The sequence below is a fragment of the Ferrovibrio sp. genome (genome assembly GCF_029255545.1).
Classification (GTDB): Bacteria; Pseudomonadota; Alphaproteobacteria; order Ferrovibrionales; family Ferrovibrionaceae; genus Ferrovibrio.
Window position 1 is genome coordinate 2,941 of record NZ_JANLJJ010000108.1, and the last position, 11,580, is coordinate 14,520.

An 11,580-nucleotide genomic window follows, 5' to 3' on the forward strand; every position below is an offset into this window, starting at 1 on the left:
TGTCGCCCCGGTTTGGAAGATGTGGTTTGGCCGGCGTCCGTATCCTGCTGATTGACGAAAACCCCGAGCGCGCCACCGTGCTCGCCGAGGCCCTGCGCGGCCAGGGCTATGACCTGGTGGCCCAGCTGGCGCCACGCGAATTGTCGGCCCGGCGGGTGCAGGAGATCGGCCCCGACGTGATCATCGTCGACATGGAATCGCCCTCGCGTGACACCATCGACAGTATGCGGCAGATCAACGCCGACCAGCCGCGCCCGGTGGTGATGTTCGTCGACCAGTCCGACGAGACCATGATCCAGCAGGCCATGCAGGCCGGGGTTTCCGCCTATATCATCGACGGGCTGAACGTGAACCGGGTCAAGCCGATCGTCGATGTCGCCATCGCGCGGTTCCGCGAATTCCAGGCCCTGCGCGACGAGCTGCAGAAAACCCGCGCCACCCTCAACGAGCGCAAGGTCATCGACCGCGCCAAGGGCCTCTTGATGCGCGAACGCGGCTTAAGCGAGGAGGAGGCTTATGCCGCCTTGCGCAAGTTGGCGATGGATCGCCAGCAGCGCCTGGCCGAGGTTGCCGAAAACCTGATCGCCTTCGCCGATCTGCTTAAAAAGAAATAGGCAGCTGCCTCGTTTTTGTGCATTGCAGCATGAAAACCCGACTCGTCGCGGCGCGCTAGAGGCTTGAAAAGCCACATCCCCCGGCTCTGGCACGCATCCTGCTAAGAAGACAGCGAACCCGCTGCAACGGCGCAGCGGATGATCGACCTCCCGCATCAGCCTCCCCAGGCAGAGCAGCAGCGTCGGTCGCGAATGGACAATGGCGTCCCGCAATGTGGTCCCGGTTTCCGGGGCCTCCATTGCCGGGCGCTTTTTTTATGGCCGCGACGCCGGACAACGATCCGGCAGCAGGGAAAAGGGGTTTCGACATGGCTGTGTTCAACCGTCGTCAGTTGCTCAAGTCCGCCACCGGCGCCGCCGCGCTGATGGCCGCCGCCAGGCTGCAGTTTCCCGCCGGCGCCTTCGCGCAGGGCGCGGGCCCGGAAGTGAAGGGCACCAAGCTCGGCTATATCGCGCTGACCGATGCCTCGCCGCTGATCATCGCCAAGGAAAAGGGCTTCTACGCCAAATACGGCCTGCCCGAGATGAGCATCGAGAAGCAGGCCTCCTGGGGCGCCACGCGCGACAATATCGAGCTCGGCGAGGCGGGCGGCGGCATCACCGGCGCGCATATCCTCACGCCGATGCCGTATCTGATCTCCACCGGCAAGGTCACCAAGACCAAGGTGCCGATGAACATCCTGTGCCGGCTGAACACCAATGGCCAGTCGATCTCGGTGTCGAAGACTTGGGCCAATATGGGCGTCACCACCGATGCCAGGGCGCTGGCGGCCGGCTTCAAGAAGGCCCGGGCGGAAGGCAAGGAAATCAAATGCGCCATGACCTTCCCGGGCGGCACCCATGACGTCTGGCTGCGCTACTGGCTGGCGGCCAACGGCATCGACCCCGAGAAGGACGTCTCCACCATCGTGGTACCGCCGCCGCAGATGGTGGCCAACATGAAGGTCAACACCATGGAGGCCTTCTGCGTGGGCGAGCCGTGGAACTCGCAGCTGGTGCACCAGAAGATCGGCTTCACCGCGCTGACCACCGGCGAGCTGTGGAAGGACCATCCCGAGAAGTCGCTCGGCCTGCGCGCCGACTGGGTCGAGAAATACCCGAAGGCGGCCAAGGCCATCCTGATGGCCGTGCTGGAAGCCCAGCAATGGTGCGACAAGCTCGAGAACAAGGAAGAGATGTGCAAGATCGTCGGCGGCCGCGACTGGTTCAAGGTGCCGGTGGCCGACATCCTCGATCGCCAGACCGGCAACATTGATTACGGCGATGGCGGCCGCAAGGCCAAGGTTGGCCTCGACAGTCCGCTGGTGATGAAATTCTGGCGCGACTTCGCCTCCTATCCGTTCCAGAGCCATGACCTGTGGTTCCTCACCGAGGATATCCGCTGGGGCTATCTGCCGGCCGATACCGACGCCAAGGCCCTGATCAAGCAGGTCAACCGCGAGGATCTGTGGCGCGATGCGGCCAAGGCGATCGGCGTGTCAGACGCCGATCTGCCGAAATCCACCTCGCGCGGCAAGGAAACCTTCTTCGACGGCAAGGTGTTCGATCCGGCCGATCCCGCGGCTTATCTGAAAAGCCTGGCGATCACCCGCGTCTGATCATGTCCGCGCACGACAAGGAGCTCTCCATGGCTGTGAAGACCGATGTCCTGAGCAAGGCGGAACTGGGCGGCGAGAGTATTCTCGCCGCCTGGATGCCGCGTATCGCCGGCGGCCTGCGGATGTTTGCCGCCCGCGTGCTGCCGCCGGTGCTGTTCCTGCTGCTGCTGCTGGCGATCTGGGAGGTGGCCTGTTCGCAACCGGGTGCCTCGCTGCCGCCACCCTCGACGGTGATCACCGATACCTGGGAACTGATCATTGATCCCTTCTTCGACAAGGGCAATCTCGACAAGGGGCTGTTCTGGCATCTCGCCGCCAGCCTCAAGCGGGTGGCGGTCGGCTTCGCGCTGGCGGCTGCCGCCGGCATCGCGCTGGGTGTGCTGATCGGCCAGTCGACGCTGGCCTTCCGCGGCCTCGATCCGATCTTCCAGGTGTTGCGCACGGTGCCGCCGCTGGCCTGGCTGCCGCTCTCATTGGCGGCATTCCGGCATGCCGATCCCTCGGCGATCTTCGTCATCACCATCACCGCGATCTGGCCGATCATCCTCAACACCGCGGTCGGCATCCGCAACATCCCGCAGGATTACCGCAATGTCGCCCGGGTGCTGCGCCTGAACGGCTTCGAGTATTTCTTCAAGGTGATGCTGCCGGCCACGGTGCCGTTCATGTTCACCGGCCTGAAGATCGGCATCGGCCTGAGCTGGCTGGCCATCGTTGCCGCCGAGATGCTGATCGGCGGCGTCGGGATCGGCTTCTTCATCTGGGATGCCTGGAACAGCTCGCTGATCAGCGAGATCATCCTGGCGCTGATCTATGTCGGCCTGGTCGGGTTCATGCTCGATCGCCTGATCAGCTTCATCGGCAACCGCGTCGGCGGCTACGCCCAGCAATAGGAAGCCGATGATGGCGCGACGTCCGGCAAAAACCAAAACAATGGGGGCCGCCAGCACGGCGGCCTCCATTCCGGTCCGCATCGGGTTCATCGCGCTGACCGACAGCGCGGTGCTGATCGCGGCGAAAGAGAAGGGCTTCTTCGCGCGCCAGGGGCTGGACGTCACCCTGGTGCGCGAACCCTCCTGGGCCAACATGCGCGACAAGGTGGCGCTCGGCGCGCTGGATGCCGCCCATATGCTGGCGCCGATGCCGCTGGCCGCCACATTGGGCGCCGGCGGCTGGAAAAAGCCGCAGATCACCAGCTTCGCGCTCAATCTGAACGGCAACGCCGTCACCATCTCGTCGAAACTGTGGAACCGCCTGGTCGAGGCCGAGCCGGCCGTGGCGCAGGACCGCCACGAGGCCGGCAACGTGCTGCGCCGCCTGATCGCCGCCGATCGCAAGGCCGGCCGGCCGGTGCTCACCTTCGCCACCGTGTTCAACTATTCCTCGCACCAGATCCAGCTGCGCTACTGGCTTGCCTCGGCCGGCATCGATCCGGACCGCGACGTCAACCTGGTGGTGGTGCCGCCACCGCAGATGACCGACCGGCTGGCCGCGGGCGAGATCGACGGCTTCTGCGTCGGCGATCCGTGGAACTCGCTGGCGGTGCTGCGCGGCGTCGGCCGCATCCTGATCTCGGGCTACGAGATCTGGAACAACCGCATGGAAAAGGTGATCGGCGTCAACCGCGACTGGGTCGAGCGTAATCCGCTGACCCACAAGCTGATGCTGATGGCGCTGATCGAGGCGGCTGAATGGCTCGACCGGCCGGAGAACCGCCTGGAAGGCGTCGAGATTCTGGCGCGGCCCGACTATATCGGTCCGGAAGCGGCCGAAGCGATCCGGCTCGGCATGCTGGGCGTGGTGCGCTACGGCCTCGATGTCAGCCCCGAGCATATGCCCGACTTCTTCGTCTTCAGCCGCTACAGCGCCAATTTCCCGTGGCGCAGCCAGGCCGAATGGTATCTGACCGAAATGCGGCGCTGGAAGCTGATCGACCCGGCCACCGATATCTCGGCCGTGGCCGACGCCGTTTTCCGCACCGATCTGTACCGTGAAGCCGCCGCCGCCCTGGACCGGCCCTTCCCGCTGATCGATCGCAAGCCCGAAGGGTTGCATGCCGGTCCCTGGCTGCTGGCCCAGGCCAGCGCGCCGATCCAGATGGGCGCCGACCTGTTCCTCGACGGCTCGTATGTCTCTTCGGCCCGCCCGGCCGCGCCGGCCGCTGCCCGCGCGGCGCAGAGCGGCAGCCTCGCCACCCGCAGACCCAGCGCCAACCGCTAATCCAGGAGCCCCTCATGAGCGCCTATCTCAGCATCGAAAATGTCGGCATGACCTTCAAGGGCGCCAATGGGCCGTTCATTGCCCTGCGCGATATCGAATTGCAGATCGACAGCGGCGAGTTCGTTGCGCTGATCGGCCATTCCGGCTGCGGCAAGTCGACGCTGCTCAACATCGTGGCCGGGCTGATCCGCGCCACCACCGGCGGCGTGCTGCTGCAGGGCAAGGAAGTCTCCGATCCGGGGCCGGATCGCGCCGTGGTGTTCCAGAACCATTCGCTGTTGCCCTGGCTGACGGTCTACGACAATGTGCGTCTGGCGGTCGACAAGGTGCATGGCAAGGCGAAATCGAGCGCCCAGCGCGACGAGTGGACCCGCCATAACCTGGCGCTGGTTGGCATGGACCACGCGCTGGAAAAACGCCCGCAGGAAATCTCCGGCGGCATGAAGCAGCGCGTCGGCATCGCCCGCGCGCTGGCGATGGAACCCAAGGTGCTGCTGCTGGACGAGCCGTTCGGCGCGCTGGATGCGCTGACCCGGGCGACACTGCAGGACACGGTGATGGAGCTGCATGCCAAGCTGAAGAACACCGTGATCATGATCACCCATGACGTGGACGAGGCCGTGCTGCTGTCTGACCGCGTGGTGATGATGACCAACGGGCCGGCCGCCACGATCGGCGAAATCCTCGATGTGAAGCTGCCGCGACCGCGCAACCGCCTGGCGCTGGCCAGCGACCCGGAATACACGCGCTGCCGCCAGCAGATCCTGGAATTCCTCTATGCCCGCCACCGCGCGCCCGCCGTGCAGGCGGCATAAGGGATATCACGCGTAACGGAGTCCAAGGCCATGAAAGAACGTCTCGTTATCATCGGCAACGGCATGGCGCCCGGGCGCATGCTGGAGAAACTGTTCGAACTCGCTCCGGGCCGCTATGCGGTGACGATCTTCAACGCCGAACCGCGGGTGAATTACGACCGCATCATGCTCTCGCCGGTGCTGTCGGGCGAGAAAACCTATGAGCAGATCGTCATCCATGGCGATGGCTGGTACATCAACCACGGCATCACGCTGCACAAGGGTACCCGCGTCACCGCCATCGACCGGGTGGCGAAAACGGTCACCACCGATAATGGCCTGGTCGAGCCCTACGACAAGCTGGTGATCGCCACCGGCTCGGTGCCGTTCATCATCCCGGTGCCGGGCCACAACCTGCCCGGCGTTTTGAGTTATCGCGATCTCGACGATGTCGATGCCATGATCCTGGCCGCCAGGTCGCGCGGCAATGCGGTGGTGATCGGCGGTGGCCTGCTGGGGCTGGAGGCAGCGGCCGGCCTGGCCGAGCAGGGCATGCAGGTGAGCGTCGTGCACCTGATGCCGACCCTGATGGAGCGCCAGCTTGATCCGGCTGCCGGCTATCTGCTGAAAAAAGCCATCGAGGAACGCGGCATCCGCGTGCTGACCGGCGCCAACACAAAAGCGATCACCGGCAATGGCCGGGTGGAGGCGGTGGAGCTGGAAGACGGCACCCGTATCGCCGCCGACCTGGTGGTGATGGCGGTGGGCATCCGGCCGAACGGCGCGCTGGGCAAGGCGGCCGGGCTGACGGTCAACCGCGGCATCGTGGTCGACGACCAGATGCGCAGCTCCGATCCGGACATCTTCGCGCTTGGCGAATGCGTCGAACATCGTGGCGCCACCTATGGGCTGGTCGCGCCGCTTTATGAGATGGCCGGCGTACTGGCCAGGACGCTGGTGGACGAGCCGGCGGCCTATAACGGCTCGGTGACGGCGACCAAACTGAAGGTCACCGGCATCGACCTGTTCTCGGCCGGCGACTTCGCCGAGGCGCCGGGCCGCGAGGAAATCGTGCTGCGCGATGCCGCCCGCGGCGTCTACCGCCGGCTGGTGCTGCAGGACAACCGCGTCATCGGCGCGGTGCTGTATGGTGATACCGGCGACGGGGCCTGGTTCTTCCAGCTGCTGCGCGAGGGCGCTGATATCGCGGAGATGCGTGAAACATTGATTTTCGGCCAGGGCTATGCGGGAGGCAGCCCGCTGGACCCTATGGCGGCCGTTGCAGCCTTGCCGGATGAGGCAGAGATCTGCGGCTGCAACGGCGTATGCAAGGGCAAGATCGTCGCAGCGATCACCGGACAGAATCTCACCGGCCTGGACCAGGTGCGGGCCGTCACCAAGGCCTCGGCCTCCTGCGGGTCCTGCACCGGCCTGGTCGAGCAGCTGATCGGTCTGACGCTGGGCGGCGACTACCAGCCGGCCGAGATGAAGGCGATGTGCGGCTGCACCGATCTGGGGCATGACGAGGTGCGGCGGCTGATCGTGGCCAAGCAGCTCAAGTCGATCCCGGCGGTGATGCAGGAGCTGGAATGGAAAACCTCCTGCGGCTGCAGCAAATGCCGGCCGGCACTGAACTATTATCTGCTCGCCACCTGGCCGGGCGAGTATGTGGATGACAACCAGTCGCGCTTCATCAACGAACGTGCGCATGCCAACATCCAGAAGGATGGCACCTATTCGGTGGTGCCGCGCATGTGGGGCGGCGTGACCAGCGCGAAGGAACTGCGCGCCATCGCCGACGTGGCCGAAAAGTTCAATATCCCCACCGTGAAGGTGACCGGTGGCCAGCGCATCGACCTGCTGGGCGTGAAGAAGGAAGACCTGCCGGGCGTCTGGGCCGATCTCAATGCCGCCGGCATGGTCTCGGGCCATGCCTATGCGAAAGGCCTGCGCACGGTGAAAACCTGCGTCGGCAGCGAATGGTGCCGCTTTGGCACCCAGGATTCGACTGGCTTGGGCATCAGGCTGGAGAAATTCACCTGGGGCAGCTGGACGCCGCACAAGGTGAAGCTTGGGGTTTCGGGTTGTCCGCGCAACTGCGCCGAGGCCACGGTGAAGGATATCGGCATCATCTGCGTCGATTCCGGCTACGAATTCCACATTGCCGGCGCGGCGGGCCTGGAAGTGAAACAGACCGTGCTGCTGTGCAAGGTGGCGAGCGAGGAGGAGGTGCTGGAATATACCGGGGCGCTGATGCAGCTCTATCGTGAGCAGGCGCATTACCTCGACCGCATCCACAAATGGGTTAAGCGCGTTGGCCTCGACAGCGTGAAGCAGCAGATCGTGGAGGACGGCGAGCGGCGGCGCGCGCTGTTCGCCCGCTTCGTGCAGGCGCAGAAGCATGCCCAGGTCGATCCCTGGGCCGAGCGGGTCAATGGCGCCTTCGCCCATGAATTCAAGCCGCTGGCCGATCTGCGGCTGGCCCATGCGGCCGAGTAGGGAGCGCTGCCATGATTATGACCGAGGAGTGGATCGATATCGGCACGCTGGAGGATATTCCCCGCCGCGGCGCCCGCGTGGTGAAGACGGCGCGCGGCGATATCGCCGTGTTCCGCACCATGGACGACGGGCTGTTTGCCATGGACGACAAGTGTCCGCATAAAGGCGGGCCGCTGTCGCAGGGCATCGTGCAGGGCGATTCCGTGACCTGCCCCCTGCATAACTGGGTGATCAGCCTGAGAACCGGCGAAGCCCAGGGCGCCGATCATGGCTGCACCCGCATCATTGCCGTCCGGCTGGAGCAAGGCCGCGTGCTGCTGTCCTGGCCGGGCATGGCGATACAGGCGGCCTGAGGTCGATATGGGCGAGGCCGCGCCGGAAATCCGCAGCACCTGCCCTTATTGCGGGGTGGGCTGCGGCCTGCGGGTGCGGCGCGACAGCGATGGCGTTGCTACGGTGCGCGGCGACGAGGCCCATCCGGCCAATTTCGGCCGCACCTGCTCAAAAGGCGCCGCGCTGGCCGAAACCATTGGACTGGAAGGGCGACTGCTGCATCCGGTGATGGATGGGGTACGCGTCGGCTGGGATGCCGCGCTCGACCGCGTGGCCGAAGTTTTCTCCGATACCATCGCGCAGCATGGACCGGATTCGGTGGCCTTCTATGTTTCGGGCCAGTTCCTGACCGAGGACTACTACGTCGCCAACAAGCTGATGAAGGGCTTCATCGGCTCGGGCAACATCGACACCAATTCGCGGCTCTGCATGGCCTCGGCCGTGGCCGGCCACAAGCGCGCTTTCGGCAGCGACACGGTGCCGGGCGTCTATGACGATCTGGAGCAGGCCGACCTGGTGGTGCTGGTCGGCTCGAATCTCGCCTGGTGCCATCCGGTGCTGTTCCAGCGTCTGATGGCGGCCAAGACCGAGCGGCCGGAGATGACCATCGTGGTGATCGATCCGCGTCGCACCATGACGGCACGCAATGCCGATCTGCATCTGGCGCTGAAACCCGGATCGGATGTCGCCCTGTTCAACGGCCTGCTGGCGCATCTGCATGAGCAGGGCAGGATCGACAACGCCTTCGTCGGCAGCCATACCGGCGGCATGGAGGCGGCATTGGCCGCGGCGCGGTCCCTGGCGCAGGCCGAGATCGCGGCGATCACCGGCCTGAGCCAGACCGAATTGCGGCAATTCTACGATCTTTTCGCGCGGCATGAGCGCGTGGTGACGGCCTATTCGCAGGGCGTCAACCAGTCGAGCAACGGCACCGACAAGGTCAATGCCATCATCAACTGCCATCTGTTCACCGGCCGCATCGGCCGGCCGGGCATGGGGCCGTTTTCGGTCACCGGCCAGCCCAATGCCATGGGCGGCCGCGAGGTGGGCGGGCTGGCCAACCAGCTTGCCTGCCATATGGAGTTGGACAATCCGGATCATCGCCGCATCGTGCAGGATTTCTGGGCCGCGCCGCGCATCGCCGACCGGCCGGGCCTGAAGGCGGTCGATCTGTTCCGTGCCGTAAAGGATGGCCGCGTCAAGGCCGTGTGGATCGCCGGCACCAATCCGGTCGACAGCCTGCCCGATGCCGATGACGTGCAAGCGGCTTTGCAGGCCTGTCCGTTCGTGGTGGTGTCCGACGTGCTGCAGGTCACCGACACGGCGCGCCATGCCCATGTGCTGCTGCCGGCGGCGGCCTGGGGCGAGAAGGATGGCACGGTGACCAATTCCGAACGCCGCATCTCGCGTCAGCGCGGCTTCCTGCCGCTGCCGGGCGAGGCCAGGCCGGACTGGTGGATCTTCGCCCAGGTTGGCCGCCGCATGGGCTGGCCGGATGCCTTCGCCTATGGAAAGCCGGCCGAGATTTTCGCCGAATATGCGCGGCTCAGCGGCGTGGAGAATCAGGGGCGGCGGGATTTCGACATTTCGGCGCTGGGCGATATCACGCCCGTCGACTATGACGCGCTCATGCCGTTCCAGTGGCCCTGGCCGGCCGGGCAGCCCTGCCACGACGCGCGGCGCTTCTTCGCCGACGGGCAGTTCTATACGCCGGACCGCAAGGCGCGCTTCATCGCCACGCCGTGGCGCGCGGCAGCGGAGCTGCCGACCGAGGATTGCCCGCTGGTGCTCAACACCGGCCGGATCCGCGACCAGTGGCATACCATGACGCGCACCGGCCGCTCGCCGCGCCTGATGGGCCATATCGCCGAGCCCTTTCTGGAAATCCATCCGGCCGATGCGGCAGCCCATGGCATCGCGCCGGCCAGTCTGGTGGTCCTGCGCAACCAGCGCGGCCATGCCATCCTGCGCGCGCTGGTCGGCGAGGAGCAGCAGCGCGGCACGGTCTTCGCGCCGCTGCACTGGACCGACCAGTTCAGCGCGAAAGCCCGCATCGACGCGCTGGTCAATCCGGCTACCGATCCGGTCTCGGGCCAGCCGGAACTGAAATTCACCCCGGTGGCGGTGCAGCCTTATGCGGCGGCCTGGTATGGTTTTGCCGCGCTCAGGAACAAACCGGCCAGCCTCGACGCCGGCTACTGGACTCTGGCGCCGGCGCGCGATGGCTGGCGGCTGGAGCTTGCCGATGAAAACCTGCCGCGGGACTGGACGGCCTTTGCCCGCATGCTGTTCGGCATCGCCGAGGCCGATCCCGTCGAGCTGCTGGCCTATCACGATGCCGCTGCCGGCCAGCATCGCTTTGCCGCCTTCCGGGGCGACCACCTGATCGGCGCGTTGTTTGTTGCGCCGCAGCCGGTGGCGGTGTCGCGTGCCTGGGCCGCCGAACAGCTCGGGGCTGGTTTTGGCACCGCCGCCGAACGCCTGCGCCTGCTGGCCGGACGCGCCGGCGCCGAGCAGCCCGATCGTGGCGCCATCGTCTGCGCCTGTTTCGATGTCGGTGCCAGGCAGATCGCCGCCGCCGCGGCGGGCGGCTGCCAGACGGTGGAGGCGGTCACCGTCGCCACGCAGGCCGGCGGCAATTGTGGCTCCTGCCGCAGCGAAATCCGGAGGATCATCGATGGCATCCATATCCAGAAAGCCGGCTGAGACGGCGCCGCGACGGATCGCGCCGCTGGCGGTGCTGCCGCTGTTCATCGACCTGCATGGCAAACGCGTTGTGGTGGCGGGCAACGATGCGCCGGCGGCCTGGAAGGCGGAATTGCTGGCGGCGGCTGGCGCGCAGGTGGATGTCTATGCAGCCGAACCCGGCGCGGAACTGCTGGCGTTGCAGGACAGCATCGCCATACATCCGCGTGGCTGGCAGCCGGATGATCTTGACGGCGCGGTCATGGCGGTGATCGACGCGGTGGATGAGCAGGACGCGGCGGCCTTCCATGCCGCCGCGCGTGCCGTGGGCGCGATCTGCAGCGCCATCGACAAACCGGGCCATGGCGACGTGCAGTTCGGCTCCATCGTCAACCGCTCGCCGCTGGTGATCGGCATTTCCACCAACGGCGCCGCGCCGGTGCTGGCCCAGGCGGTGCGTCGCCGCATCGAAACCCTGCTGCCTGCCACCTTGGGCGCCTGGGCCGCCGCCGCCAAACGTATCCGCATGTCGCTGGCCGCGCGCCTGCCGACACCCACGCAGCGTCGCGCCTTCTGGCAGCGGTTTGCCGAGCGTGCCTTCCTTGAGCCGGCCGTGCCGGCCGATGTCGATCTTCTTGGCGTGCCGCAGCAAGTCGCCGGCGGTCATGTTACCCTGGTGGGCGCCGGACCAGGCGATGCCGAGCTGCTGACCCTGAAAGGCATGCGCGCGCTGCAGGCTGCCGATGTGATCCTGTTCGACGATCTGGTGTCGGACGGCGTGCTGGAGCTGGCGCGCCGCGAGGCCAGGCGCATGATGGTGGGCAAGCGCGGCGGCCG

At 66.1% G+C, this 11,580-nt stretch carries 9 protein-coding genes; all 9 read left to right on the forward strand.

Features of this window, described 5'->3' with window-relative positions:
* Positions 1-614, forward strand: a 614-nt coding sequence (locus Q1J79_RS20005) for an ANTAR domain-containing response regulator (protein WP_300304171.1), incomplete at its 5' end; no start/stop codon positions are given.
* 308 nt (positions 615-922) lie between these two features.
* On the forward strand, positions 923-2,212 hold the full coding sequence (locus Q1J79_RS20010; RefSeq protein ID WP_300304174.1) for a CmpA/NrtA family ABC transporter substrate-binding protein: 1,290 nt from the start codon (positions 923-925) through the stop codon (positions 2,210-2,212).
* Positions 2,213-2,241: 29 nt separating this feature from the next.
* Entirely contained in the window at positions 2,242-3,105 is an 864-nt protein-coding gene (ntrB, locus tag Q1J79_RS20015; protein ID WP_300304177.1) for a nitrate ABC transporter permease, read from the forward strand.
* A 10-nt stretch (positions 3,106-3,115) separates the two neighbouring features.
* Positions 3,116-4,432, forward strand: a complete 1,317-nt coding sequence (locus Q1J79_RS20020) for a CmpA/NrtA family ABC transporter substrate-binding protein (protein ID WP_300304180.1) — start codon at positions 3,116-3,118, stop codon at positions 4,430-4,432.
* Positions 4,433-4,446: 14 nt separating this feature from the next.
* The gene (locus Q1J79_RS20025) at positions 4,447-5,247 is read left to right on the forward strand and encodes an ABC transporter ATP-binding protein (protein ID WP_300304183.1); all 801 of its coding nucleotides are present in this window, start codon (positions 4,447-4,449) and stop codon (positions 5,245-5,247) included.
* 30 nt (positions 5,248-5,277) lie between these two features.
* Positions 5,278-7,725 carry a nitrite reductase large subunit NirB gene (nirB, locus tag Q1J79_RS20030; protein WP_300304186.1) on the forward strand — a complete coding sequence of 816 codons (2,448 nt, stop codon included), beginning with the start codon at positions 5,278-5,280 and terminating at the stop codon, positions 7,723-7,725.
* A gap of 11 nt (positions 7,726-7,736) precedes the next feature.
* On the forward strand, positions 7,737-8,078 hold the full coding sequence (gene nirD, locus Q1J79_RS20035; RefSeq protein WP_300304190.1) for a nitrite reductase small subunit NirD: 342 nt from the start codon (positions 7,737-7,739) through the stop codon (positions 8,076-8,078).
* Between the two features lie 7 nt (positions 8,079-8,085).
* Positions 8,086-10,764 carry a nitrate reductase gene (locus Q1J79_RS20040; RefSeq protein ID WP_300304193.1) on the forward strand — a complete coding sequence of 893 codons (2,679 nt, stop codon included), beginning with the start codon at positions 8,086-8,088 and terminating at the stop codon, positions 10,762-10,764.
* Positions 10,736-11,580 (forward strand): NAD(P)-dependent oxidoreductase (locus Q1J79_RS20045; RefSeq protein WP_300304195.1); only part of this gene is annotated, 845 nt, incomplete at its 3' end. The genes Q1J79_RS20040 and Q1J79_RS20045, both read left to right, overlap by 29 nt.

Coding starts and splice junctions, on each gene's coding strand:
- Q1J79_RS20010 (WP_300304174.1), top strand. CDS start 923: ATGGCTGTGTTCAACCGTCGTCAGTTGCTCAAGTCCGCCACCGGCGCC.
- ntrB (WP_300304177.1), top strand. CDS start 2,242: ATGGCTGTGAAGACCGATGTCCTGAGCAAGGCGGAACTGGGCGGCGAG.
- Q1J79_RS20020 (WP_300304180.1), top strand. CDS start 3,116: ATGGCGCGACGTCCGGCAAAAACCAAAACAATGGGGGCCGCCAGCACG.
- Q1J79_RS20025 (WP_300304183.1), top strand. CDS start 4,447: ATGAGCGCCTATCTCAGCATCGAAAATGTCGGCATGACCTTCAAGGGC.
- nirB (WP_300304186.1), top strand. CDS start 5,278: ATGAAAGAACGTCTCGTTATCATCGGCAACGGCATGGCGCCCGGGCGC.
- nirD (WP_300304190.1), top strand. CDS start 7,737: ATGATTATGACCGAGGAGTGGATCGATATCGGCACGCTGGAGGATATT.
- Q1J79_RS20040 (WP_300304193.1), top strand. CDS start 8,086: ATGGGCGAGGCCGCGCCGGAAATCCGCAGCACCTGCCCTTATTGCGGG.